Annotated in this window: 20 protein-coding genes; 9 read left to right on the top strand and 11 right to left on the bottom strand. The window is 65.7% G+C overall.

The annotated features are described in order from the left end of the window. Window positions 1-169: 169 nt before the first annotated feature. The 3 genes from UU9_RS15065 to UU9_RS15075 all read right to left on the bottom strand — a co-directional run bounded on the left by UU9_RS15065 (window position 170) and on the right by UU9_RS15075 (window position 2811). On the bottom strand, window positions 170-1078 hold the full coding sequence (locus tag UU9_RS15065; protein ID WP_007082634.1) for a cation diffusion facilitator family transporter: 909 nt from the start codon (window positions 1076-1078) through the stop codon (window positions 170-172). A 140-nt stretch (window positions 1079-1218) separates the two neighbouring features. Beyond that, complete coding sequence (locus UU9_RS15070; RefSeq protein WP_007082635.1) at window positions 1219-1728, bottom strand: Slp family lipoprotein; 510 nt, start codon at window positions 1726-1728, stop codon at window positions 1219-1221. 162 nt (window positions 1729-1890) lie between these two features. Next, on the bottom strand, window positions 1891-2811 hold the full coding sequence (locus UU9_RS15075) for a 23S rRNA (adenine(2030)-N(6))-methyltransferase RlmJ (protein WP_007082636.1): 921 nt from the start codon (window positions 2809-2811) through the stop codon (window positions 1891-1893). Between the two features lie 154 nt (window positions 2812-2965). Between UU9_RS15075 and UU9_RS15080 the strand changes: the two genes are divergently transcribed. Further along, window positions 2966-5893: a ligand-binding sensor domain-containing diguanylate cyclase gene (locus UU9_RS15080; protein ID WP_237710300.1), complete on the top strand. Its 2928-nt coding sequence runs from the start codon at window positions 2966-2968 to the stop codon at window positions 5891-5893. A 22-nt stretch (window positions 5894-5915) separates the two neighbouring features. Here UU9_RS15080 and UU9_RS15085 read toward each other — a convergent pair whose 3' ends face one another. The 3 genes from UU9_RS15085 to UU9_RS15095 form a co-directional block, all read right to left on the bottom strand. Continuing rightward, complete coding sequence (locus UU9_RS15085; protein ID WP_007082638.1) at window positions 5916-6845, bottom strand: DMT family transporter; 930 nt, start codon at window positions 6843-6845, stop codon at window positions 5916-5918. Between the two features lie 198 nt (window positions 6846-7043). Continuing rightward, window positions 7044-9206, bottom strand: a complete 2163-nt coding sequence (locus UU9_RS15090; protein WP_007082639.1) for an AsmA family protein — start codon at window positions 9204-9206, stop codon at window positions 7044-7046. A 189-nt stretch (window positions 9207-9395) separates the two neighbouring features. Next, a complete protein-coding gene (locus UU9_RS15095) occupies window positions 9396-10040 on the bottom strand; it encodes a PadR family transcriptional regulator (RefSeq protein ID WP_007082640.1) in 645 nt (214 codons plus the stop codon). A 159-nt stretch (window positions 10041-10199) separates the two neighbouring features. Between UU9_RS15095 and UU9_RS15100 the strand changes: the two genes are divergently transcribed. After that, complete coding sequence (locus UU9_RS15100; protein ID WP_237710301.1) at window positions 10200-12110, top strand: ABC transporter ATP-binding protein; 1911 nt, start codon at window positions 10200-10202, stop codon at window positions 12108-12110. 167 nt (window positions 12111-12277) lie between these two features. Here UU9_RS15100 and UU9_RS15105 read toward each other — a convergent pair whose 3' ends face one another. Together UU9_RS15105 and UU9_RS15110 are read right to left on the bottom strand one after the other, a co-directional pair. After that, window positions 12278-13225, bottom strand: a complete 948-nt coding sequence (locus tag UU9_RS15105; RefSeq protein ID WP_007082642.1) for a peptidylprolyl isomerase — start codon at window positions 13223-13225, stop codon at window positions 12278-12280. 130 nt (window positions 13226-13355) lie between these two features. Further along, complete coding sequence (locus tag UU9_RS15110; protein WP_007082643.1) at window positions 13356-14099, bottom strand: SDR family oxidoreductase; 744 nt, start codon at window positions 14097-14099, stop codon at window positions 13356-13358. A 96-nt stretch (window positions 14100-14195) separates the two neighbouring features. Between UU9_RS15110 and UU9_RS15115 the strand changes: the two genes are divergently transcribed. The 3 genes from UU9_RS15115 (at window position 14196) to UU9_RS15125 (ending at window position 19476) form a co-directional block, all read left to right on the top strand. Further along, entirely contained in the window at window positions 14196-15155 is a 960-nt protein-coding gene (locus UU9_RS15115; protein WP_007082644.1) for an AraC family transcriptional regulator, read from the top strand. 78 nt (window positions 15156-15233) lie between these two features. Continuing rightward, entirely contained in the window at window positions 15234-16208 is a 975-nt protein-coding gene (locus UU9_RS15120) for a LysR substrate-binding domain-containing protein (RefSeq protein ID WP_007082645.1), read from the top strand. A 274-nt stretch (window positions 16209-16482) separates the two neighbouring features. Beyond that, window positions 16483-19476 carry a TonB-dependent receptor gene (locus UU9_RS15125; RefSeq protein ID WP_237710302.1) on the top strand — a complete coding sequence of 998 codons (2994 nt, stop codon included), beginning with the start codon at window positions 16483-16485 and terminating at the stop codon, window positions 19474-19476. Window positions 19477-19663: 187 nt separating this feature from the next. Here the strand turns inward: UU9_RS15125 and UU9_RS15130 are convergent, their stop codons facing one another. Then, window positions 19664-20371 (bottom strand): SDR family oxidoreductase, encoded by a 708-nt coding sequence (locus UU9_RS15130; protein WP_007082647.1) that lies wholly within the window; start codon window positions 20369-20371, stop codon window positions 19664-19666. A gap of 131 nt (window positions 20372-20502) precedes the next feature. On the opposite strand from UU9_RS15130, the gene UU9_RS15135 reads away from it, so the two are divergent. From UU9_RS15135 to UU9_RS15150, 4 genes are all read left to right on the top strand, one after another. Next, complete coding sequence (locus UU9_RS15135) at window positions 20503-21432, top strand: LysR family transcriptional regulator (protein ID WP_007082648.1); 930 nt, start codon at window positions 20503-20505, stop codon at window positions 21430-21432. A gap of 325 nt (window positions 21433-21757) precedes the next feature. Continuing rightward, window positions 21758-22129, top strand: a complete 372-nt coding sequence (locus UU9_RS15140) for a PadR family transcriptional regulator (protein WP_007082649.1) — start codon at window positions 21758-21760, stop codon at window positions 22127-22129. Next, window positions 22126-23049: a sensor domain-containing protein gene (locus UU9_RS15145; RefSeq protein ID WP_007082650.1), complete on the top strand. Its 924-nt coding sequence runs from the start codon at window positions 22126-22128 to the stop codon at window positions 23047-23049. The genes UU9_RS15140 and UU9_RS15145 overlap by 4 nt, the downstream gene beginning before the upstream one ends. Before the next feature lie 32 nt (window positions 23050-23081). Next, on the top strand, window positions 23082-23528 hold the full coding sequence (locus UU9_RS15150; RefSeq protein ID WP_007082651.1) for a DUF1579 family protein: 447 nt from the start codon (window positions 23082-23084) through the stop codon (window positions 23526-23528). A 9-nt stretch (window positions 23529-23537) separates the two neighbouring features. Here the strand turns inward: UU9_RS15150 and UU9_RS15155 are convergent, their stop codons facing one another. Further along, on the bottom strand, window positions 23538-23825 hold the full coding sequence (locus UU9_RS15155; protein ID WP_007082652.1) for a hypothetical protein: 288 nt from the start codon (window positions 23823-23825) through the stop codon (window positions 23538-23540). Window positions 23826-23937: 112 nt separating this feature from the next. Further along, window positions 23938-24666: a UDP-2,3-diacylglucosamine diphosphatase gene (locus UU9_RS15160; RefSeq protein WP_007082653.1), complete on the bottom strand. Its 729-nt coding sequence runs from the start codon at window positions 24664-24666 to the stop codon at window positions 23938-23940. Window positions 24667-24672: the final 6 nt, after the last annotated feature.

Genomic DNA, 24672 nt, shown 5'->3' on the forward strand with positions numbered 1-24672 from the left:
GATTGATCAGAGCATCCCTAAAGGGCTAGCTGCCATGAAGTATCGCGATTGGCGCGCCTCGTGCACTTCCAAACCCATTGCTACCGACTGCTTTGTGGCGATCTAGTCGAAAAGATGAATGTCTGGACTTGGCCGATAACAGCCATCGCGGCCGTTCATTCGTCACCCATCAATCCGCATTATCCGGCTCGAAAAAACTCCACCGCACATCGCCGAACTCCGCCTTCATCGCCGCCTCGACCGTATTGATCGCCGCAATGAATTGCTGGTTGTCGGCGGTGGGGTGCATGCGCGCCTTCACCGCCACCATCACGTCGGGGCCCATCTGCAACGTGATCAGGTTGAGTACTTCGGCGACTTCGGGGCGGGCTTTCAGGAAGGCCAGCAACTCGTCGCGGCGGCGTGGTTCCATGCCCTGGCCGATCAGCAGGGCTTTTACTTCGATCGCCACCAGCACGGCCACCACGATCAGCAGGGCGCCGATGGCGATGGTGCCGGCGGCGTCGAACATCAGGTTGCCGGTGAGCATGGTGGCGCCGACGGCGATCGCGGCCAGGCACAGGCCGACGAGGGCGGCCAGGTCTTCGCCGAAGATCACCAGCAGCTCGCTGGAGCGGGTCTGTTGGAACCATGTCCACAGGTTCTGGTCGCCGCGCGCCTTGTTCACTTCCTGCAGGCAGCCGCGCATCGAGATGCCTTCGACGATGATGCCGAACACCAGTACGCCCATCGCCAGCCATGGCTTGTTCAACGGCTCGGGGTGGGTGAGTTTGTGCACGCCTTCGTAGATCGAGAACATGCCGCCCACGCTGAACAGCAGGATGGCGACCAGGAATGACCAGAAGTACAGCGCGCGGCCCCAGCCCAGCGGGAATTCGTCCGATGGCGGGCGCCTGGCCTGGCGCATGCCCAGCAACAGCAGGCCCTGGTTGCCGCAGTCGGCCAGCGAGTGCACGGCCTCGGCCATCATGGCGCCTGAGCCGGTGACGAAGGCGGCGAACAGCTTGGCCACGAAGATGGCGAAGTTGGCGCCCAGCGCCAGGAAGATCGCTTTGCGTGAGTTGGCGTGACCTGACATGCGTATCCGTGCGTGGGAGTGGAAGCGAGAGCGGCAATTCTAGCGTTGCCCGATGGCTCTCAAGGCGTTTTCAACCGCGCGTGCCGTGGCGTCGATCGAGGATCACCGCCCGAACGGAATCGTCGGGCGGCCCCGCCTCATCAGCGAATGCCCACGCCCAGGCCCACGCCGAAATGCACGTTGTTGTGGCCCTTGCGCATTTCCTCCGCGCTCCACACGTGCGATTCGTTCACGGTGACCAGCGGAAACACGTAGCTGGCTTCGCCCACCTTGCCGCTGCGGCTGCCGTTGAGCGTGCCGCTCAGTGTCATCAACGCGCCTGGCGGATAACTGAGCGGTTCGACATAGCCAGGCATTACCGCGATGAAGCGGCCGTTGCCGGTGTCGTTGGCCTTGGGGCGCTGGGATGAATCGAGCGGGTAGGCCAGCAATTCGATCTCGCTGTGATCGGCGAGGTTGTTGACGGCGACCACGCGGCCGCCCCAGATCAGGCGGTTGCCGGTGTAGCGCTCGGGCGACTGCGCGACCTGGGCCGGCGTGGCGACGATGGCGTTGGCGGTGTTCTTGTAGATCGGCGCCGGGGCGCAGGCGGCCAGCGCGAGCGCCAGCAGCGGGGCGGAAAACAGCAAGGAGCGGGCGGCGATACGCATGTGAAAACTCCTGTGGCGTGACGGCGTGGGCGTTGCGGACAACGGTACAACGTGCAGCGTGGCGGGAGTGTAGGAGGATCTCGAAACGCTTCGTCATGCCGGCGAAAGCCGGAATGGGGGATGTGAGGGGCTCCTCGACCGATGTCCGTGCGGCCTGGCCGCTCAGCGCGGGCGCGGAGGGCGTTCGCGCGTGGCCAGGCGCGATGCGGGCAGCGGGCTGGGCGCGGGTGGCTCGGCGCCTTCCTGCAGAATCCAGTCCAGCCGCGTTTCGGCGGGCCGATCCTGCGACAGCAGGCTGCCCAGCGCACGCAGCGGTTCGCGCAGCACGTCGTCGAGATTCCATGGCGCGTTGAGGATGGCCATGCCCGAGCCGTTGAGGCGCAGCGGGGAATCGTCCGGGTGCACCAGCAGCTCCACCCGCAGCACGCGGCGCGCACCGATGCGCTGCAGGCCGCGCAGGAACGGCTGCACCTGGCTGCGCAGCTTGATCGGGTACCACACCGCATACATGCCGGTGGGCCAGCGCTGCAACGCGGTTTTCAGCGCGTGCTCGATCAGCTTGTACTCGGCCTCCTGCGCTTCGTAGGGCGGGTCGATCAGCACCAGGCCGCGCTTTTCCTTCGGCGGCAGCAGGGCTTTCAGCGCCTCGTAGCCATCGCGCTGGTGCACGTGCAGGCGCGGGTCGCGGTGCAGCAACTGGCGCAGTTTGGCCGCCTCCTCGGCATGTAGTTCGCACAGTTGCGCGCTGTCGTTCGGGCGCAGCAGGCGGGCGACCTGCAGCGGCGAGCCGGGGTAGAACTTCAGCCCGTCTTCGTTGCCTTCGCCCGACAGGATGCCGGCGCGCCAGCGTTGCAGCAGCGCGGGGACTTTTTCGGCCGGGTGCAGCCGCGTGATGCCGTCCTTGTGTTCACCGGTCTTGCGCGCCTCGAAGCCTTCCAGCGGGTAGTTGCCGCTGCCGGCATGGGTATCGATGTAGCAAAACGGGGCAGGTTTGGCCTGCAACGACTCGATCAGCGCGCGCAGCACGGTGTGCTTCAGGACATCGGCGAAGTTGCCGGCGTGATAGGCGTGGCGGTAATTCATGGGTGGTCACGGCAGGCGGGGAATGGCCCAGTATAGAGGCGCGGGTCGATCCTCCCCGTGCCTTCACGTGTGTGAAGACGTGTGTTTCCGGCGCGTGGCACGTTACCTGCTTATATGGGGCGTCTGCCTTTGGCTGGAAGTGAAGGGATTGTTGATGAGGTTGTCCGGGTGCTGTCTGTTGCTGGCGATGGTCGCGCTGCTTTTGCTGGCGTGCGCGCCGCTGCGTGCGCAGCAGTATTCGTTGCAGAACTACGACCGCAAGGCCGGGCTGGAAAGCCTGACCATCACCGCGCTGCTGCAGGATCGGCGCGGCTTCGTGTGGGCGGGCACGGAAATGGGGCTGTACCGGTTCAACGGCGGCAATTTCGAGCGGATGGGCGTTGCGCAGGGTTTCGACAAGGGTGAATACGTCACCACCGTGGCGCAGGACCCGCACCGCGAGCTGCTGTGGGTGGCCACCCAGTCGGGTTTGCGACGCGGTGACGGCATGCATTTCACCAAGGTCGAGCCGAACGGCCAGCCGCTGGTGGTCGATGTTGGACGCCCGTTGGTCATGCTGGATGACGGGCGCGTGCTGCTGGTGCGCAACGACGCGCTGATGGTGCTTTCGGGCGATGGCCAAGGGCAGGATGGCCAAGGGCAGCCCTGGCAATTGCAGCCCATGTTCGACACGGCGCAGCTTGCCGCACTGCCGGCGTTGCGTCGCATCACCACCGCGTATCTGGCGCAGGGCCGGTTGTGGCTGGGCTGTGGCACGGCGGTGTGCAGCCTCGATGCTTCCGGTCATGGGCAAGTCGTGCTGCACGGGCCGGGGCAGGGTGTGCCCGCGGATGGTTGGATGGGCATGCTGCTGGATCGGGCCGGCAACCTGTGGCTGCGCGGTACGCGGCATGTCAGCGTGCGGCTGGCCGGGGCGACGCGTTTCACCGCGCGCGACCTGCCCGAGAGCGCGACCGGCGTGGTCAAGGACGATGGCCGTTTCGTCGAGGACCGCCAGGGCCGCGTACTCACCACCACCAATCACGGGCTCGCACGCTGGAGCGGCGCGGGCTGGGTGCTGATCGACAGCCGCAACGGCCTGCCCGACATCAACATCAACGCGTTGATGTCCGATACGCAGGGAAGTCTCTGGCTGGGCACCTACGGGCGGGGCATCGCGCGCTGGGCCGGCTACGGCATGGTCGAGGGCTGGGGAGATGTGCAGGGCATGCAGGGTCTGCCGAACTGGTCGATCCTGCGTGTCGACGCCACCCACATGTGGTTCGGCAACGAACTGGGCGGCAGCGTGCTGGAGGACGGGAAAACCCGGCTGCAGCCCTGGCCGGTGCGCGTCGATCCGTTGCCGCGGCAGGCGCTGTCGCTGGCCAAGGCGGCCGATGGCGGTATCTGGATCGGTTTGTACGATCACCGGCTGCTGCGTTTCGACCCGGCCAGCGGCCGCACCCGGCTGATGGCGCGGCTGCCCGCTTTCATCAAGACGCTGCGTGTCGATCGGCAACAGCGTCTGTGGATCGCCACCGTCAACGGCATCTATTACCTCGATGGCGAAGACGCGGCCGTTCAGCGCGTTGCGGCGGCGCAGACCACCGATCGCCAATGCTCCGACATTGCCGAGGGCGACGACGGCACGCTGTGGTTTGCCTGCAATACCGGCGTGCTGCGCTATGCCGGCGGGCAATGGAGCCGCATGCAAACCCGTGGCAAGGCCCCGGTGGCCGGGTTCAGCGCCGTGGCGGTGGATGCCGATGGCAGCCTGTGGCTGGGCGCCAACGAGCCGGGTGTCTGGCGTGCGTCGGTGCAGGGCGAACAACTGGACATCGCGCCGATCGTGGACGCCTGGCTGGACAACACGCTGGCGTATTTCATCCGTCGCGATCAGCGCGGATGGATCTGGGTGGGCGGCGGCGGTGGCGTGGATATTTTCGACGGCCGCTACTGGACCCACCTGTCGCGCGACGAGGGCCTGCTGTGGGACGAAGCCAACCAGAACGCGTTTTTCGAGGACACCGACGGCTCGGTGTGGATCGGCTCGCCCGTCGGCGTGAGCCACATCCTGCATCCGCAGGAGATGGTCGCGCGCGCTCCGCACACGGTCGCCGTCACCTCGGTGACGCATGGCGATGCGCCGGTGGAAGCGGGCGGTGAGGTGAGCATGGACGGCCATGCCGCGCCGCTGACCGTGCGCTACGCGGTGCTGGGCGGATCCCCGGGCAGCGATCTGCGTTTCCGTTACCGGCTCAGCGGGTCGGACTGGGTCGACACGCATTCGCATGTCATCAATTTCACCGGCTTGTCTTCCGGCAACTACCGGCTGGAAATCCAGGCGCTGGACGACGACCATCGGACGACTTCGGCGTCGACCTATGTCGATTTCCACATTCCGCGGCCGTGGTGGGAAATGTGGTGGGTGTACCTGGCCGAAGTGCTGCTGCTGGCGCTGTTGCTGGCCATCATCTGGCGTTGGTACTCGCGCCGCTTGCTGCGCCAGAACCGTCAGCTCGAAGCCCTGGTGAGCGGGCGCACGGCCGAGCTCACCGAGGAGAAGCGCGAGCTCGAACGCACGCGCGCCGAGCTCTACCAGCAGGCCACCCACGACAGCCTCACCGGGCTGCACAACCGCCGCGCCATCCTGGAACACCTCGCCGCCCGGCTGGAGTCGCCCGTGCGGCATGCCGCCGGACTGGCGGTGGGTCTTGTCGACGTCGATCACTTCAAGCGCATCAACGACACGTTCGGCCACCAGGCCGGCGACGCCGCCTTGCTGACGATCGCCCAGCGCCTGCAGTCGCAACTGCGCGACGGCGACCGTGTGGGCCGCTATGGCGGCGAAGAGTTGCTGGTGGTGTTGCCGAACATCAGCCGGAGGGCGGCGATCGAGCGCATGGCCACCATCCAGTCGGCGGTGAGTGCCCAGCCGCATCGCTGGGGCACGCAACACTTCACGGTGACGCTGAGCATCGGCATGGTGTGGGTCGGCGACGAGCCGGCCTCCATCGAAGACGTGATCCGTCGCGCGGATACCGCGCTGTACCAGGCCAAGCACCGCGGCCGGGATCGCGTGTCGGAGTTCATGTCCGGTTGATGCGCCGGTACCTTTCGGCCGGTCAATCCACCATGCCGTGATGCTCGGTGGTGGCCAACAGCTCCGGTTGCCTGGTGGTGCGCTGGCGCCGGTGCAGCAACGGGTGCACGAACACCGCGGCAAGAATCACCACCACGCCCGCATAGAATCCATGGTCCAGTTCGCGCTGCTCGCCCAGCAGCACGATCGCCAGCACGATCGCGTAGACCGGCTCCAGGTTCGTCACCATCTGCGTGCCGAACGCGCTCATGTGCCGCAACGCCACCAGCGCCAGCGCAAACGGCAGCAGGGTGCAGCCGAACGACAGCGCCAGCAGCAACAGCGAATCATGCAGGCCGGGCAGCACGAACACCGGTCCGGCATGCGGCAGCAACGGTGCCAGCGCGGTAAGAAACACCGCGCCGGTACCCAGCTCGATGCAGGTCACCGTGAGCGGGTCGCCATGGTCCACCAGCCGCTTGTTGAGCGAACCGAACAAGGCCACGAACAGGGCCGACAGGACACCGACCACCAGCCCGATGCGCATCTCGTGCGGCACGCCACCAACCACCAGCGCCACGCCCGGCACCACCGCCACGCCGATCAGCAATTCGCGCGGATCGAACCGGCGCCGTGCCAGCCACGGTTCGATGAACGCCAGAAACACCGGCCCCAGCGCAATGCAGGTGGCGCCCACCGACGCGTTGGACAGCTTGATCGCGGCATAGAACGTGAGCCAGTGCAGCGACACCAGCACGCCGATGCCGGCGTAGGCCCAGCGCAGCCGCGCGGGCATCGCCCGCAGCCCGCGCCAGACCCGCGGCACCAGCAGCAGCGCCGCCGACACCAGCAGCATGCGCCACCACACCAGCGGCAACGCCGGCAGCGTGATCAACTTGCCCAGGATGGCGGTGAAACCCCACAACACTACGCAGAAATGGATCTGCAATCGGGCCCGGTTGACGGCTTGCATGGGGATTTCACGGGGAGAGGTGGCGGCATTCTAACGCCGGATCCGGTAGCGGGCCTGCTGTGGGAGCAACTTCAGTCGCGATGTTCTTGCTTGAGCTTCCAGAGCAGAAGCATCGTCTTGTGGGAGCGACTTCAGTCGCGATGCTCTTGCTTTGAGCTTCCAGAGCAGAAGCATCGCGACTGAAGTCGCTCCCACAGGTCACTGCGGTTTGGCGGCTTTCTTCGCGGACGGCATCATCTTGCCGGAATGGCGAAGCTGTTCCAGCACGGCACGGCAGGTGTTCTCGCCTTCCTCGTCGTGGCTGGGGGCGATCAACGCCAGCAGCGCGGCGGCCGGCGCCGCCACTACGCCCAGCGCCACCGCACCGGCACCGCGTGCCAGCAACGGTCCTGCGTGCACGCCCACGTTCGGGTTTTTCAGCGTGCCCTTGACGTAGAGCGGCGAGCGCAGCGACAGGATGCGGAAACCCTTGGTGTGCGGTTTCACGTCCAGGTCGAGCTGTTCGGTGGCCAGGTTCACCGTGCCGTCCACGTTGATCACCGCGTCGCTGGTGTCGAACACGAACAGCCGCATGTCGAACACGCCGTTCTTCGCCGCCATGTCGGTGGCGGCGCAGTTGATCTGCACCGTCTTGTCGCCGAACAGCTTGCCGATGACGATGTTGCCCACGTTGAGGCCGGCCGTTTCCAGCAAGGTCTTGCTGATCGCGCCATCGTTCATCAGCAGCTTCAGCTCGCCATCGGCGCTGCCCAGCAGCGCAGCCACCGAATTGCCATGCGCCTTCAGCGCAGCGTCGCCATTGATTTCACCGAAGCTGGTGCGCATCGGTTCGAAGGTGGGAAACAGTTGCTTCAGTTTCAGATGGCGGGCGTTGAGATCGATCGCGCCCTGCATCGGCGATTGGCTGCCATCCAGCATCAAGGTGCTGCCGACGCTGCCGCCGGCCAGGCCGAAGCGCAGCGGGTTGAGCCGGAGCAGGCCATCGTTCAACTGCAGGTGCGTGCTCAGCGAATCGATCGGCAGGCTTTCGCCGTGCACGATGCGCTCGGCGCTGAACTTCACGTCCGCGTCCATCGCGCGCCAGCGATCGGTGCGGAACGGTTCCACCGGCAGCAGCTTGTCCGCCGGTTGCGCGGTGGCGTCGCCGCGCCGCTGCCTGGAGGCGTTCGAGTCGGCACCGACCAGCGGTGCCAGGTCGGCGAACTGCAGCAGTTTGGAATGCAGGTCGCCGCTGAGTTTGGGGCGCTCGCCGCCGGTGACGAACACCAGGTTGCCGGCCAGGTCGCTGCCGCCCACGCGGCCGCGGAAATCCTCGTAGCTGTAGTGGCTGTTGCCTTTGTTCAATGTGGCCTTCAAGTGGCCTTCGGTAGCGTAAGGCGGCGTGTCGGGCAGGGTGATGCCGGTGAGCGGATAGAGCCTGGCCATGCTGGTGCCGGAGAACCACAGCCGCACGTCGAGCGCGCCCAGGTGCATCGGATCGGTCAGCGTGCCTACCAGCGCGATGTGGCTGTCGCCGATGTGCGCGTCGGCCTGCAGCGGAAACGGCTCGCTGGCGTCCTGCAGCGCCAGTACGCCGCCGGTCTTGCCATGGCCTTTGATCGGAGTGCCCTGGTACGTCCCCGTGGCTGTCCAGCCAAACAGGTAGGCCGTGGAGGCGCGCGGCTTGCCGATCCGGTTGTCGGCGTCGTCCTGGTCCGCGCTGCTTGCCAGTGTCTTCTTCGCTGCGGCGCCGACGGTCTTGCCGGCCTGTTCGCGGGCCGCGCTGGACTGCTGCGCCACGATCTGGTCATACGGAATCGCGCCCTGCAACGGTTCGATCGTTACCTTCAGTTTGATCGCGCTGACCGCGTCGTCCAGCGCCACGCTGCCGCGGTCGAAGCCGATCGTGCCCAGGTTCAACTGCCACGCCGATGGCGCGTCGCTGTGGGGCAGGGTGAAGTCCCACGTGGCGCGCGATGGCTTGTCGCGCTGCAAGTTCACGGTCGGTTGCACCAGTTGCAGCCACGGCACGTCGATGCGGTGCGCCAGCAGCGGCAGCGGCGACAAGCGGAAGCGCAATGCCTGCAAGGTGGCGAACCGCGGCTGTTTGGCCCACCCGGGGTTGGCGATGGTGATGTCGCGCGCGGTGAATTCCGGCCACGGCACCCACGCGGCGATCCCGCCGCCATCGCGCTCACGCTTCCACTCCACCGTGAGGTCGCCGTTGATGGCAAACGGCCGCCCGATTGCCTGGCTCACCTTGTCGTTGATGAACGGCTTCAACCGGTTCCAGTCGAACAGCGCGATCACGATGATCAGCAGCACGATCAGCGCCAGCAGCACGCCCACGATCCAGGCCACGATTTTCCGGCTGCGTGTCATCGCCATCTCCGTCCGCCCGCCGCCGGCAAATGTGCCGCGGTCTGCACGAAGTCAACGAATAACGCGAGGCGTGAAAAAATTACGTGGTGACGGGGTGGGTGGGCTCAGGGAGGATTCATCGCGGCGCGCTTTGTGGTGTGTGGCATTGATGCTTTCGGATGGTGCACGAGGAAGCTGGGCAGGCCGCCATCACTCGCCAGGAACGCCGCTGGCGATGTCCCTGGCGGCGTTCTCCAGAATGGTCGCCACGCGCTGCGCCTCCGCCTTGTCCCAGCGTGTGCCGCGCATCAGCAAGGCGTACTTGAGCGTGTGCATCGCCTTGCGCACCGTCATGGGTGCGGACATCTTGGCGGCCATGCGTGCGCTCTGCTCGGTACGCGAGGTCACCGCTTCCACTTCGGCGCGGTTTTCGTCGAGAAAGGCACGGCCCTCGTCGGTGATGGCGTAGAGCTTGCGGTTGCCGGTGGTTTCCTCGACCTGCGCGTAGCCAAGTTCTTCGAGCATGGTGAGGGTGGGGTAGATGGCGCCGGGGCTGGGCGAGTAGTGGCCGTGGAACATCTCCTCGATGATGCGGATCATTTCGTAGCCGTGCCGCGGTTGCTGTTCGATCAGGGCCAGCAGCAACAACTTGAGATCGCCGTGGCCGAACATCCGGCCGCCACCGCCGCGACGTCCGCCGCCGCGCATGTCGTCCCATCCACCGAAGAAGCCGCCACCGCGGTGTCCGCCGAAACCGGGGCTGGCGTGACGTTCGTGGCCGGCGTACCCGGCGTGGCCGCACCCGTCGGCGTGGCGGCGATGATGCATGGCGCGGAAGAAGTGGTGCAGGCCCATGGCGGGTTCCCATTCGTATCAAGAGTGTTCTACGATATATCGCAAGAATGTCTTGAGCAATACCTGGGCGGGGATTTTTTCCGAACCGCCTTCGCGCCGGCACCACGCCATTTCGCATGAAGTGGCATGCTCGTCCGGTTGCCACATCAAGGATGTCGAATGCCACGTGAGTACAGCATGGGAGGGCGGGTTGGCCGTGGCGCTGCGCAGCCCGGCAGGCACGGTGAGCCGCCGCCGGCGCAGAGTCTGCGCGAACGGTTTGCCGCCTTGCGCAATCTGCCACCGTTCCTGAAAAGCATCTGGCAGACCAGTCGGCTGCTCAGCGCATCCAGCATCGTGCTGCGGTTGTTGCGCGCGCTGCTGCCGGTGGCCACGCTGTACGTGGGCAAGCTGATCATCGACGAGGTGGTGCGCTTGCTGGCGGCTGGCGGCGCATACGCCGACGCCGGCGAATGGCTGAGCAGCGGCGTGCTCGATCACCTGTGGCTGCTGCTGGCGCTGGAGTTTGCGCTGGCGGTGGGTTTGGACATTCTGGGCCGCATCGTGTCGATGATCGATTCGCTGCTGTCCGAGCTTTACGCCAACAGCACCAGCATCAAGCTGATGCAGCACGCCGCCTCGCTCGACCTGGAGGATTTCGAGGACGCCGACCTGCAGGACAAGCTCGACCGCGCCCGCCGCCAGGTGGCGGGGCGCAGTTCGCTGCTGTCGCAACTGCTGGGCCAGGCGCAGGACATGGTTACCATCGTGAGTTTCGCGGTGGGCCTGCTGGTGTACGCGCCGTGGCTGATCGTACTGCTGCTGATCGCGCTGGTGCCCGCGTTTCTGGGCGAGTTCCACTTCAACGCGCAGAGCTACGCGGTGAATTACCAGTGGACGCCGGAGCGGCGCGAGCTGGATTACCTGCGACAAGTGGGCGCCAGCGCGCAGAACGCGAAAGAGGTCAAAAGCTTCGGCCTCAACGCGTTTCTGATCGAGCGCTACCGCGTGCTGTCGCAGTCGATCTATGCGGCCAACCGGCGCATCGCGCTGCGCCGCGCGGGTTGGGGCGGGTTGTTCACCACCGTGGGCACGATCGGCTATTACGCGGCTTACGTGATCATCGCGTACCGCACGGTGAGCGGCGACTTCAGCGTGGGCGATCTCACGTTCCTGTCCGCTTCGTTCCGCCGATTGCGCAACCTGCTGGAAAGCCTGCTGGTCGGTTTCTCGCAGGTGGCGGGGCAGGCGCTGTACCTGGACGATCTGTTCTCGTTTTTCCGGATCGAACCGGAGATCCTGTCGCCGCCGAACCCGCGGCCGTTCCCGCAACCGATCCGCGAAGGCTTCGTGTTCGAGGACGTGGGTTTCCGTTACCCGGAAGCGGAACGCTGGGCCGTGCGCCATCTCAGTTTCACCTTGCGCGCCGGCGAGGTGCTGGCGCTGGTGGGCGAGAACGGCGCGGGCAAGACCACGCTGGTGAAGCTGCTCTCACGGCTGTACGACCCCGACGAGGGCCGGATTCTTCTGGACGGCCATCCGCTGGCCGACTACGACCTCGAGGAACTGCGGCTCAACATCGGCGTGATCTTCCAGGATTTCGTGCGCTATTACCTCAGCGCCGCCGACAACGTGGCGGTGGGCCGTATCGATGCGCGCGACGATCATGCGCGCATCGCGGAAGCCGCCCATCGCAGCATGGCCGACGAGGTGATCGACAAGCTGCCGCACGGCTACGAGCAGATGCTGGGCAAGCTGTTCAAGAGCGGCGTGGACCTGTCCGGCGGCGAGTGGCAGAAGATCGCCATCGCCCGCGCCTACATGCGCGATGCGCCGCTGCTGATCCTGGACGAACCTACCGCGGCGTTGGATGCGCGCTCGGAGTTCGAGGTGTTCCAGCGCTTCAAGGAACTGTCGCAAGGCAAGACCGCGGTGATCATCTCGCACCGTTTCTCCACCGTGCGCATGGCCGACCGCATCATCGTGCTGGATGGCGGTCGTATCGAGGAGGTCGGCAGTCATGCCGATCTGCTGGCCGCGAACGGGCATTACGCGGAGTTGTTCGAGTTGCAGGCGGCGGGGTATCGGTGAGACGGGAATCGGGAGTGGTGAATCGGGAATCGGAAGAGCGGGGAGGTTTTCGGTTTCTTGCGGCTCATCGCTCGGTGCGGCTACCTGTGGGAGCGGCTTCAGCCGCGATGCTCTTGCCTCGGGGCCTCGAGCAAAAAGCATCGCGACTGAAGTCGCTCCCACAAGGTCTAGCGGCCAAGCTCCTTATGGGCTTGGGCGCGTGGCTGCTTCGCCTCGCGCACCGGCGCCTCGATACCGCAGACGTCCAGCTTGCCCACGGGCGTGGGATAGAACGCGTTGTGGCCGTGGCGTTTCGCATCGATCAGGGCGGCGAAGGTGGGGCCGTCGGTGCGCAGCACTTCGATAGGTACGCGCTCGGCGGCGGGCACGTCGGCGGCCAGCCGCACCGAGGTGATCGGCACGCGCTGCGCCGCCTGGGTATAGAAACCCATCGGTTCGGCGCCACGCGGTAACGCGGAAAGCAGCGGCATGCCTTGCAGGACGCGACCGGCTATGGCGAGGTTGTGATCCAGCCGGCGTGGTGCCTGGCCGATCACCGCATACAGCGAGCTGCCGCTGCCGGTTTCCGGTGCCACGTCGCGCGCCACGCCCACCATGCCGTAGCAATGGATCAGCCACTCGCGCCCGCTGGCGGGATCGCGCCCCACCGGGAAGCCTTCGGAGAAACCGACTTCCGGTGCGTACACGTCGCCGTCGGTCAACGGCGTCCACGACAAGGCCGGGTCGATCGGGCGGCTGAATTCCGGCGGCAGCGTGGCCTTCGCGTTGCCCAGCGAGTGCAGCTTGCTCTTGTCGCCCGCGTCGTCATCGTTGGGATCGCCCCACTGGGTGACGAAGTTGTCCTGCACCCGCACGATCGCCAGCCCGTCGAAGTAATGCTCGCGCACCAGGGTGCGGATGTTCGCCGCATGCAGCGGCGTGAAATCCGGCGCCAGCTCGATCACCACGCGCCCCTGCGGCAATTGCATGTACAGCAGGTTTTGCGGATCGGGCGCGCGCCATTCGGTGGGTTGCGAGCGGGCCAGCAATTCGCTGGCGGTCGGGGTGGCTTTCCCGGCGGCGAACGCCGGCATGGCGGCAATCAGCGCGAGCGCGATGGTGAGGTGGCGGATCATGCATAGTCCAATGGGTGGCCGAAGGGGCGTGGCCTCGCTGGCGGTGAGTTCCCCGCCTCGCGCGAAGCCTTGCGTATCGTAGGCCCGGTTCCCGTCGGCATGCATCGTCCACGGCAAGTGGCGGCAGGTTCTACAGCGCCCCGGCCACCGCCACCGCGTCCGCGCCGGCTGGAATGCGCAGCGGGCACGAGGGGTCGTTCACCGCGCGCCACACCGCTTCGGCCACGTCCTGTGACAGCGTGATCTCGGACGACTGCTGCAGCTGCGCAAAGATCCGCTGCGCGAAGCCGGCGTACGGCTCGGGGAAACCATCCTGCATCCGGGCCCGCGCGTTGTCGCCAAAGGCCGTATCCGGCGCCCGCCCCGGCAGCACCAGGTTCACCCGCACATGGAACGGCTCCAGTTCCAACGCCAGCGATTCGGTGAACGCGTTGATGGCTGCCTTGCTGGCGGTGTAGACGGAAAGCAGCGGCAGCGGTTTCAGGGTCACGCTGGAGGTGACATTCACGACGCGTCCCGCCTGCCGTTCGCGAAACTGCGGCAGCACCGCCCGGGTCATCGCGATGGTGCCCAGGGTGTTCGTTTCGAAGACCGCGCTGGCGATGTCCATGCTGGTGCCTTCCAGCGCGTTCAGCACGCCGATACCCGCGTTGTTCACCAGCACATCGATCGGCCCGGCCGCGTCCACCGCCGTGGCAATGCTTTGCGGATCGGTGACGTCGAGGGCGAACACACGCAGGCGCGTGGAGCGGGGCAGCACGTCCTCGCGCGGCGTGCGCATGGTGGCGATGACGTTCCAGTCGCGGTCGAGAAAATGGCGGGCGGTCTCGAGGCCGAAGCCGGATGAGCAGCCGGTGATCAGGATGGTTTTCATGGTGACTCCGTAGTGGTGGGCGGAGTCGAAACGATAGGTGGCGGCGGCAGGACTTGCTACGATAGCGAATCCATTTTTCTTTCGCAGGAGTCCGGCATGGTCGATCCGTTTGCGGAGATTGTCACGCTGCTGCAGCCGGCGGCGCGATTCTCCAAGGTGGTGGCGGGCGCCGGTCGCTGGCGTGTCCATCGCGAGGAACTCGGGCAACCGTTCTATTGCGTGGTGATGGACGGGGCATGCCGTTTGACGGTCGACGGCGCCGCGCCGATCGCGCTTTGCGCGGGCGATTTCGTGCTGATCCCCGCCGCACAGCAGTTCACCATGACCAGCCGGGAGCCGCTGGCACCGGGAGACATCGACGCGCCGCCCGCGCCCTTGCCCGATGGTGAATTCCGGCTCGGCGTCCCGACCGGTCCGGCCGATGTCCGCTTGCTGGTGGGCCACTGCAGTTTCGGTTCGCCGGATGCGGCCCTGCTGGTTTCATTGCTGCCGCGACTGGTGCACGTGCGCGACGACCACCGGCTGGCCACCGTGGTGCAACTTGTTGCCGACGAATCCCGCGCCGGGCGCCCCGCGCGCGATGTCGTGCTCGCCCACCTGGTGGAAGTCCTCTTCATCGAAGCGCTTCGATCCGCCGCCGTCACGGCCGCATCGCCCGGCCTGCTGCGCGGCCTTGCCGACGTGCGCCTGGCCGGGGCGATACGACAGATGCATGAAAACCCGGCACGTCCGTGGACGGTGGCCCAGCTGGCGAAAGAGGCGGCCCTGTCGCGTTCGGCATTCTTCGAGCGCTTCAGCCGCACCGTCGGTGTCGCCCCGATGGCCTATCTGCTGGCCTGGCGCATGGCCTTGGCCAGGCAACTGCTGCGGCGCCGGAAAGGTGCGTTGACCGACGTGGCCGAGCGCGTCGGCTACAGCTCCGCCAGCACCTTCAGCGTGGCCTTCGCGCGCCATGTCGGGCAGTCGCCGATGCGCTATGCGCGGGTGGCGATGGAGGCGCTGGCCGCCGCCGACCCGGGCAGACAGGGCGCCTCACGGGGTGATGGCTTGTCCTGACGGGAAACCTATATGCCGCAGTGACGCTTTCTGTATCAACTATTCTGTGCGCGCATAGGTTGCCGCCTGGAGAGCACCATGATCCAACCTGACGCACGCCGTCTCGGCATCACCCGCCTGAAGACCCGCCACTTGTCACTGCTGCTGTATCTGCACGAACACCGCTCGGTGCTGCGCGCTGCGGAGGCGGCCAACATGACCCAGCCGGCCGCGTCGAAGATGCTGGCGGAGATGGAAAGCCTGCTGGGCGTGCCGCTGTTCGAGCGCCACGCGCGGGGCGTGGAACCGACGCGTTACGGCCAGGTGCTGATCCGGCGTGCCCGTTCGGCCTTGTCGGAGATCGGCCGCGCACAGGACGAGATCGCCGCGTTGAGCAGTGGCCGCATGGGCCAGGCGTCGATAGGCACAGTGGTGAACCCGGGTACGAATCTGGTCCCCCAGGCCATCGCGATGGTCAAGCGTGACTATCCCGACATCCTGATCAAGGTGGAGATGGATTACAGCCGCCCGCTGGTGGCCAAGCTGCTGGATGGCCAACTGGACATCGTCGTGGGCCGCATCATGGGGCCGGAAGGCGCGGGCGAGCTCGATTTCGAGTCGCTGGCGGACGAGCCGCACGCGGTACTGGCGCGGGCCGAACATCCGCTGGCGCATCAGTCGCAGGTTACCCATGCGGACCTGGCCGCCTACGGCTGGATCATGCCGCCGCCGGGCAGCGTGCTGCGTTCGCGGCTGGACATGGTGTTTCTCGAACACGGCCAGCCGCCGCCGCAGAACATCGTGGAAACCGGTTCCCTGCCGATCATCGTCCACCTGCTGCGCAACAGCGACATGCTGACCGCGTTGCCGCCGGAGTCGGTGCAGTTCTACCTGCAGATGGGGCATATGTGCGTGCTGCCGATCAACCTGGGCGTGCGCATGGAGTATTTCGGCATTGTGCGCCGGCGCAACCATCAGCTCTCGCCCGGCGCCGAGCGGGTGCTCGAGGCCTTGCGGGCGGCGTCGCACAAGCTCTACCAGGCCCGAAGCGGTAGCCATTGGCCCGGTGTTTGAGTGGTCGGATGTATTCCCTTTTAATATGGCTAATGGCCAATATTTCATTGGTATGGCATGGCACCCGGCTTCTACCCTCCAGAAAGCTGCCGCCAACTGGCAGCCACGCCACCGCTGGTTGATCGCGCGCGCCACTCCGCAAGGGTGACCGTTGCGGAAACCCCTCGGGGAAGGTGACGACGGCCGCAGCGGGGGAGCTGCGCCGGCGTTGCTTCCAGCGGGCACACCGGTGTCAACGCACCGATCAAATCAGAATTTCCGGGGAGGAATATTCATGTCAATGCGTCTTGGCCGCTCTGCGGCCGCTTATCGTGCACGTCGTGTCACCAGGTTTGGCCTGCAACCCACGGTTCTGGCATGGGGCATCGCCCTCGTGCTCAGCGGCCCCGTACATGCGCAGGACACCACGGACACCACGCAAGCCACGTCGCAGGATGGCGCGCAGCAAAAGACCGCGCAGGAAAAGAAGCAGGCCACCGAGCTCGGCGCGGTCAGCGTCACCGGCATCCGTGCATCGGTGGAGCGGGCGCAGGACATCAAGCGCTATGCCGACACCTTCGTCGATTCGGTCACCGCGCTGGACATCGGCGCGCTGCCTGACCGCAGCATCACCGAGACGCTGTCGCGCATTCCCGGCGTCACCATCGACCACTTTCTTTCCGTCGGCGATCCGGAGCATTTCTCGGCCGAAGGCAACGGCGTGCAGGTGCGCGGCCTGACCCAGGTCCGCTCCGAGCTCAACGGCCGCGACAGCTTCTCCGCCTCCGGCGGCCGCAACCTCAGCTTCCAGGACGTGCCCTCCGAATTGATGGGCGGCGTGGACGTCTACAAGAACCAGACGGCGGAGATGATCGAGGGCGGCCTGGGTGGCACGGTGAACCTGCGTACGCGCATGCCGTTCGACTTCGAGGGGCAGAAGGTCAGCTTCTCGCTCAGCGAGAACTACGGCGATTTCGTCAAGAAGTACAAACCCTCCGCCTCGGCGCTGTACAGCAACCGCTGGAAGACCGACGCCGGCGAGTTCGGCATCCTGGTCGATGTGGCCCATTCCGAGCTGGCCACGCGCACCGACGGCCTGTTCGTGCGGCCGTTCTTCAAGAACGCCAATACCGACGTGGACGGCGACGGCACCGGCGACGAACTGTGGCTGCCGCGCGGCGCCGACTGGCGCGCGTTGCAGTACGAGCGCAAGCGCGACGGCGCCTACGTGGCCTTCCAGTGGAAACCCAACGACGACATGGACCTCGCCGCCACCGTCTTCCAGAGCCGCTACGACGAGCTGTGGAACGAGGATGCGATCTTCGTCTCCAACGATCCGACCCAGGTGACGCTGGACACCAGCCACCCGTACGATCTCGACGGCAACGTGTTCAAGTCCGGCTACATCACCCAGCCGGGTGGCGTGCCGATGGGCACGGACATCCGCGCCTCGCATCGCAAATCCAAGACCACGGATTACGCGATCAACTTCAAATGGCGCATCGCCGACAACACCGAGTTCTCCACCGACCTGCAGTACATCAAGGCCGATACCCGGGCGCTGGACTCCACCATCGCGCTGGGCGTGAACGTGCCCTACATCGATGTGGGACTGGGCGGCGTGCCATCCATCGGCGTGGATCAGGACTTCACCACCAACCCCGCCAACTACTACTGGGGCTTCACCATGGAAGACGTGGTGAAAAACCGGGCCGACGAGTTTGCCTGGCGCGCCGACATCAAGCAGAGCTTCGACAGCACGTTCTTCCGCTCGATCAAGGCCGGCGTGCGCACCACCACCCGCAAGGCAACCAATATCGACACCGGCTACAACTGGCAGCCGGTATTCCAGACCTGGATGGCGTGGTGGGCGGTGCCCACCGACCAGATGCCCTCGCTGGATCTGAACGACAAGGTCAATTCCAGCCTGGTGCACCTCGACAAGTTCCGCAATTTCTACCGCGGCGGCGCTGGCGTGCCCGGCGCGTTCTACGCCCCGGTTCTGGCCACCGCGCTGGGTTATCCGGGCAGCTACCACGCGATCCACGATGCGGCCAGCCCGTATTACGTCCCCGGCAGCGGCTACGAGAATGGCTTTGCCGAACGCGAACCGGGCGGCGAGTACACCAACGACCAGCACGAGAACACCCGCACCGGGTACGCGATGCTCAATTTCGGCGTGGACGACTGGCGCTTCGACGGCAACGTGGGCGTGCGCGTGGTGCGTACGGAGAACGAGGCCAAGGGCTTCCTGATCTATCCGAACGTGGCCTATGCGCCTTATCTCGGCAGCGGCCAATCCGAGCCGATCAACGCCGAGAACGCCTATACCGACGTGCTGCCCAGCCTCAACGCGAGTTGGGAAATGGCGAACAACCTGATCCTGCGCGTGGCGGCCTCCAAGGCCGTCGCCCGTCCCAACTTCGGCGACATGCAGGCGTACCAGATGCTCACCGCCGGCACCAAGCAAGGCGTCACCGCACCCACCGACGGCAGCAGCCTGCCGGTCTCGCAGCTCGACCTGTCCGGCAGCTCGTACGACAACCCGTACCTGAAGCCCATGCGGGCCAACCAATACGACCTCTCGCTGGAGTGGTATTTCGACCCCGATCACGGCGGCATGGCATGGGCCAATTTCTTCTACAAGGACGTCAAGGACTATTTCCGGCGCGAAGCCCGCCAAGTGGCCTTTCCGGGTGCGGACGGCAACAGCTACGACTACCTGATCACCCGCCCCGTCAACGTCGGCAAGGCCACGATCCAGGGTGTGGAACTGGGCTGGAACCAGTTCTTCGACTTCCTTCCCGGCGCGTTCAGTGGCTTTGGCATGTCGGCGAATTACACCTACATCGACAGCACGACCAAGGTACCCAACAGCTCGGATACCGTGCCGCGTGATACGGATGGTTCGTTGTTCGGCACGCTTCCTGCCGATGGGCTGTCGAAGAATTCCTTCAACGTGGCCGCGTTCTACGAGAAGGGCCCATGGCAGATTCGCCTGGCCTACAACTGGCGCAGCAAGTACCTGCTCTCGGTGGGCCCCAACGGCTACAACGGCGGCGACGGCGGCATCGACTGGAAACTGCCGGTGTACAGCGACGACTTCGGCCAGCTCGACGGCTCGATCTTCTACAAGTTCACCGACCACCTGCAGCTCGGCCTGGAGGTGAACAACCTCAACAACGCCGAACAGCGCACGATCATGGACCAGAACGGCGCGGGCAGCCGCGTCACCTCGTGGTACGTGAATGATCGTCGCTACGCGGCGACCTTGCGGGTGACGTTCTAGGCGGAGATGTTGTCGGGGGGAAGAGCGCCCCCTTCCGCCCTGTCGGGCACCTTCCCCCGCTTGCGGGGGAAGGAAGCTGGCTGTTTCGAGGAGTCTGGTCCCTTCCTTCCCCCGTGCAACGGGGGAAGGTGCCCGACAGGGCAGAAGGGGGCGCCCCACCGATAGAGCACCCCTCACGCCCACCCCATCACCAAGTCACTACCTCACCAAACCGATCCAGATACTCCAAGCCAGGCTTGCCCTGCTTGCCGATAATCACATCCACGATGTCCGGAACGGTTTCTTCCATGCTGAACCGTGCGTCCGGCCCGCCGAGATCGGTACGAATCCAGCCCGGCGCCATCAACAACAGGGCACGCTGCTCATCGGCATGGCGGGCGGCGTAGCTGCGCATGCACTGGTTCAGGGCGGCCTTGCTGGCGCGATAGACTTCGCGCCCGCCATTTTCGTTGTTGCCGACGCTGCCCTGGCCGGATGACATGACGCCGATCAGGCCCGTGGCGGTCACCAGGTCCTGCAGCGCCTCGATGACGCGCATCGGGCCGAGCGCATTGGTGACCATCACCTCGGCGAACTCTTGCGTCGAGACGTCGGCGATCGTGTCTCCCTGATGCGTGTTGGCGGTGCCTGCGTTCACGAACAGGATGTCGAAGCGGCGCGCGGCGAAGCGGTCATGCAGCGCCGCGATCTGCTCCGGCACAGTGATATCGAGGTGCGCAATCTCGACCCGGCCCGGGTTTTCATCCGCCAGATCGTGCAGCAACGTGCGCTTTTCCCCTCGAACCGTGCCGATCACCTGCCATCCCTTTTCCAGAAACTCGGCGGCCATCGCGTGGCCCAGTCCGCGCGATGCGCCGATGATGAGGATGCTGCCGTTGGTGGATTTCGCTGCCATGGTTTTTCTCCGCTCACGATGGGCGGTGGTGATCGTGGCAGGTGAAATGAACGGGCGCCAGACGCATCAAATGCAAAGCATGATTGCGTTTGACGCCATGCGTGACGCTCTGAATGACTTAAGCTCGCGAGATGCAAAACGTGGATTTGAATCTCCTGGTCGCACTCGATGTGTTGCTTGCCGAGGGCAGCGTCACTGGTGCGGCGCGCCGTCTTGGCTTGAGTGCGTCGGCGATGAGCCGCACGCTCGCACGCCTTCGCGCGGCCACCGGCGACCCGTTGCTGGTGCGCGCGGGGCGTGGACTGGTACCCACACCACACGCGGCGTCGTTGCGCGATCGCGTCCATGCGTTGACGCGCGAAGTGCAAGCAACCCTGCGGCCGCGCAGCGATCCGCTGGACCCCGGCGCGCTGGAACGCACGTTCACCATCCGCGCCAGCGAAGCCTTCATCCAGTTCTTTTCCATGCCCTTGTGCGCCGCCATCGCGGAAGCGTCCCCGCGCGTTTGCCTGCGTTTCGCACCGAAGCCGAACAAGGACGTGGCTCCATTGCGCGAAGGGCTGATCGACCTGGAGATCGGCGTCATCAAGTCGCTTGCACCGGAGATGCGCACACAGCTTCTGTTTCGCGACCGCTTCGTCGGCGTCGCTCGCGCAGGACACCCTCTCTTGACCGGACGGGGCGTGACGGCCAGGCGATACGCGGCTTGCCGTCACGTGGTCGCGTCACGAAAGGCGCACGTCACCGGGCCGGTCGATGACGCCCTCGAAGCACTGGGATTGCGCCGCACGATATCCGTCGTGGTACCGGCACACGCGGATGCGATGCGGCTGGCACGTCATTCGGATCTGGTGGCCCTGGTGCCAAGCTTTTGTCTCGGCCATGGCCTTGCCGACAGCCCGGCGACGACGGCCGGACTCCAGCGTTTCGAACTCCCAGTGCAGACGCCGGAAATAAGCATCTCGGCGATGTGGCATCCGCGCATGGATGCCGATCCGGCGCATCGCTGGTTGCGGCAGATGGTGGTGTCGTTGTGCCAGGCGGATCATCCGATTTTCTGAAAACCACGGCCATCGCGTGCTCGCCATCCGGGGGATGCTCTTTGCTCCCCAGCTGCCCGACGTGCAGGTGAGCGAAAGCATGGCGACAGACGTCGCTTCCGCAGATGATCCTGATGGCATGAAAGCAGGGCATCCCGCAGCCTGACCGGATTCCAGGCGCCGGCCTGCTTAATGACCTCGATAGCCGCGGGTCTTCTCCCGGTCTCAGCAGACCAAAGGAGCACCAGCGACGATGGCCAGTTCAGCCCATGGGCATGACTTCCGGCTCATTCACTAGGTTTAAGTTAATACTATGGTCGACTCCACTGTGTGTAGTGGGGAAGACATGCTCGTGGACGACAACGCTGGGCAACTGAAGAAATTCCAGAAGGAGCTTTCCAGCGGGACGGTATCCCTGGTGCTGCTGGCGATTCTGGGGCAGGCGCGCCGGCCCATGTATGGCTACCAGATCGCCAAGCAACTGGAGGCATCGGGGGAGGGCGTGCTGGCGGGCAAGCAGAGTGCGCTGTACCCGGTGTTGCGCAACCTGGAGGCGGCGGGGTTGCTGGCCAGTGAGGTCGAGCCGTCCGTCAGCGGTCCGCCGCGGCGCTATTACCGCATCACCAAACCGGGGCGCGAAGCCTTGCGTGCCTGGGCCGCGGCGTGGAGTGCCACACGCGATTGTGTCGACAACGTCTTGCAAGGAGGGGTGTCATGAGTACGCCACGTAGCATCGTCGAATACTTGAGCCAGCTGCGCGCGGCCTTGCGCGACGCCGACCCGGCGTTGATCCAGGATGCGCTGTACGACGCCGAGGAGCATCTTCGTGCCGAGCTGGCCGAACAGCCGGAGCGAGACGAGGCCACTATGCTGGAACAGGTGGCGGGCAGCTACGGCGCACCCGACGAGGTGGCCGAGATATATCGGGACCAGGAGATAAAAATTCAGCGGGCGATCCGTCCGCCGCCCGCACCGCAGCCGCGTTCGCTGGCCGGGCGCTTCTTCGGCGTGGCGGTCGATACGCGCACCTACGGCGCGCTGTTCTACATGCTGCTGGCGCTGGCCACGGGCATTTTCTATTTCACCTGGACGGTGGCCGGGCTGGCATTGTCGGCGGGCTTGTCGGTGCTGATCATCGGCTTGCCGTTCATCGTGTTGTTCTTCGGCAGCGTGCGGGTCTTGTCGCTGGTGGAAGGGCGGGTGGTGGAGGCGATGCTGGGTGTGCGGATGCCGCGACGGCCGGTGTATCCAACCCATGGCATGACGCTGATGCAGCGCATCGGCAGCATGTTCACCGACGTGCATACGTGGACCACGCTTTGCTACATGTGGCTGATGCTGCCGCTGGGTGTGGCGTATTTCACCCTGGCCGTGATCTTGCTGAGCCTGGCGGCGGGGCTCATCGGTTTTCCGGTGGCGTACCTGTTCCGCAACGAGTGGTTGTCGGGCCTGTATGTGAACAATCAGGTGGTGGTGGACTGGGGTTTTGGCGAGCATGTGCCGGGTTGGGGCGATGCGATCGCCCTCTGCGTGGTGGGCATCGTGCTGCTGTTTGCCACGCTGCACCTGGCGCGTGGCCTGGGCCGGCTGCACGGCCACCTGGCCAAGCACATGCTGGTGCCGCGCGCGGCCGATTGAGACAAGCTTTGAGCATCTGAAGGGAGGTTCCGATGAAGCTGTTGCAACAATGGGCAGGTAATTGGGCCGGCGAGGAGCGCATCGCCGCCACGCGATGGGGGCCGGGTGGCAACGCGCTTGGCGTGATCAGCGCGCGGATGGAGCTGGGTGGCCGCATCCTGGTGCAGGATTATCGTGAGGAGCGCGATGGCCAGCCGGCCTTGCAGGTTCATGCGGTGTTCGTGGCGGAGGCGGAGGAGCGCTTCAGCCTGTACTGGTTCGACAGCTACGGCTTCGTGCCGCAGCAGCCCGCGGCCGGCTACTGGGATGGCGAACGCCTGGTCTTTGTGCGGCGCTCGCCGCGCGGCCAGAGCCGGCACATCTACACGATGCCCGATGCGCGCGGCTATCGCTTCACACTGGAAAGTTCGTTCGACGAGGGCGCCAGCTGGGAGCCGGTACTGGATGCCGACTACGGGCGCGCGCAGACGCCCGGTTGAATCCGCCGATCAGAACTCGTCGGTGAACTCGATGCCGGCGTCCAGCTCGCGGGCGATCGCCTCCGCGCTGCCGCGCACGGTGTCGGCGAGCATGTCATTGGGCGCGTCCACCTCGATGCGGTAGAGCTGCGCTTCGCTGTCGCTTACCGAATCGCTGGAGCTGGAATCGTCGCGCATGCCGCCCATCACGTCGTCGATTTCCTCGACGTGCTCGATGTCGTTGATGCCGTGCAGGGCGGCGATCATGGCGTCGGCGTCGGCGCGGCTGCCGGTCAGGCGAAAGCGAACCATGGGCATGGGTCGATACTCCGTTGTCGGTGGAATCCCGATGCTGGTCAGCGGCGCGTATGCGCAAGGTGATGCCGGTTGGCCCGCGGTCAGCTGGCGCAAACGCCCTGCCGCGGGTGGTTCACTCGGCGCCCAGGCCGTGCAGCGTGGCGCCGTTCGCGTCCACCTTCAGCACCGAGCCGTGCTCGTACCAGTCGCCCAGCACGATGCGCTCGGCGGTTTGGCCGTCCAGTTGGAAACGGTGCACGGCGGGGCGGTGGGTATGGCCGTGGATCAGACGTGTCACGCCGGCCTGGCGCATGGCATTGGCGACGGCCTCGGCGTTGACGTCCATGATGGTTTCCATGGTGCTGCCGGTGTGGGCGCGGCTGTCTTCGCGCGCCTTGGCGGCGAAGGCGCGGCGCGCGTCCAGTGGCATCGACAGGACTTGGGCCTGCCATTGCGGCGTGCGCACCTGCTGGCGCACCGCCTGGTAGGCGACGTCATCGGTGCACAGCACGTCGCCGTGCATCAGCAGGGTGGGCTGGCCGTGCAGGGTGTGCACGGTGCCGTCATCCAGCAACTCGAAGCCGGCGCGGTTGGCGAAATCCTGGCCCAGCAGAAAGTCGCGGTTGCCGACCATGAAGTACACCGGCACGCCGGCGTCACGTACGCCGCGGATGGCGCGGGCGATGCGGGCGGGAAGTTCGGCATCGTCGTCGTCGCCGATCCACGCTTCCACCAGATCGCCCAGGATGTACAACGCGTCGGCCTGGCGCACTTCGTCGCTGGCCAGATAGCGCTCGAACAGCTCGGTGATCTGCGGGCGGGCCGGGTCCAGGTGCAGGTCGGCGATGAACAAGGTGGTCATGGGCGG

Source organism: Rhodanobacter fulvus Jip2 (genome assembly GCF_000264315.1).
GTDB lineage: Bacteria > Pseudomonadota > Gammaproteobacteria > Xanthomonadales > Rhodanobacteraceae > Rhodanobacter > Rhodanobacter fulvus.

What these genes read in the sequence shown, in the direction of transcription:
- UU9_RS15075 (WP_007082636.1), bottom strand. Translation starts at nt 2,811, where the DNA reads ATGAATTACCGCCACGCCTATCACGCCGGCAACTTCGCCGATGTCCTG.
- UU9_RS15095 (WP_007082640.1), bottom strand. Translation starts at nt 10,040, where the DNA reads ATGGGCCTGCACCACTTCTTCCGCGCCATGCATCATCGCCGCCACGCC.
- UU9_RS15070 (WP_007082635.1), bottom strand. Translation starts at nt 1,728, where the DNA reads ATGCGTATCGCCGCCCGCTCCTTGCTGTTTTCCGCCCCGCTGCTGGCG.
- UU9_RS15140 (WP_007082649.1), top strand. Translation starts at nt 21,758, where the DNA reads ATGCTCGTGGACGACAACGCTGGGCAACTGAAGAAATTCCAGAAGGAG.
- UU9_RS15115 (WP_007082644.1), top strand. Translation starts at nt 14,196, where the DNA reads ATGGTCGATCCGTTTGCGGAGATTGTCACGCTGCTGCAGCCGGCGGCG.
- UU9_RS15110 (WP_007082643.1), bottom strand. Translation starts at nt 14,099, where the DNA reads ATGAAAACCATCCTGATCACCGGCTGCTCATCCGGCTTCGGCCTCGAG.
- UU9_RS15120 (WP_007082645.1), top strand. Translation starts at nt 15,234, where the DNA reads ATGATCCAACCTGACGCACGCCGTCTCGGCATCACCCGCCTGAAGACC.
- UU9_RS15065 (WP_007082634.1), bottom strand. Translation starts at nt 1,078, where the DNA reads ATGTCAGGTCACGCCAACTCACGCAAAGCGATCTTCCTGGCGCTGGGC.
- UU9_RS15160 (WP_007082653.1), bottom strand. Translation starts at nt 24,666, where the DNA reads ATGACCACCTTGTTCATCGCCGACCTGCACCTGGACCCGGCCCGCCCG.
- UU9_RS15080 (WP_237710300.1), top strand. Translation starts at nt 2,966, where the DNA reads ATGAGGTTGTCCGGGTGCTGTCTGTTGCTGGCGATGGTCGCGCTGCTT.
- UU9_RS15100 (WP_237710301.1), top strand. Translation starts at nt 10,200, where the DNA reads ATGCCACGTGAGTACAGCATGGGAGGGCGGGTTGGCCGTGGCGCTGCG.
- UU9_RS15150 (WP_007082651.1), top strand. Translation starts at nt 23,082, where the DNA reads ATGAAGCTGTTGCAACAATGGGCAGGTAATTGGGCCGGCGAGGAGCGC.
- UU9_RS15125 (WP_237710302.1), top strand. Translation starts at nt 16,483, where the DNA reads ATGTCAATGCGTCTTGGCCGCTCTGCGGCCGCTTATCGTGCACGTCGT.
- UU9_RS15105 (WP_007082642.1), bottom strand. Translation starts at nt 13,225, where the DNA reads ATGATCCGCCACCTCACCATCGCGCTCGCGCTGATTGCCGCCATGCCG.
- UU9_RS15155 (WP_007082652.1), bottom strand. Translation starts at nt 23,825, where the DNA reads ATGCCCATGGTTCGCTTTCGCCTGACCGGCAGCCGCGCCGACGCCGAC.
- UU9_RS15145 (WP_007082650.1), top strand. Translation starts at nt 22,126, where the DNA reads ATGAGTACGCCACGTAGCATCGTCGAATACTTGAGCCAGCTGCGCGCG.
- UU9_RS15090 (WP_007082639.1), bottom strand. Translation starts at nt 9,206, where the DNA reads ATGACACGCAGCCGGAAAATCGTGGCCTGGATCGTGGGCGTGCTGCTG.
- UU9_RS15130 (WP_007082647.1), bottom strand. Translation starts at nt 20,371, where the DNA reads ATGGCAGCGAAATCCACCAACGGCAGCATCCTCATCATCGGCGCATCG.
- UU9_RS15085 (WP_007082638.1), bottom strand. Translation starts at nt 6,845, where the DNA reads ATGCAAGCCGTCAACCGGGCCCGATTGCAGATCCATTTCTGCGTAGTG.
- UU9_RS15135 (WP_007082648.1), top strand. Translation starts at nt 20,503, where the DNA reads ATGCAAAACGTGGATTTGAATCTCCTGGTCGCACTCGATGTGTTGCTT.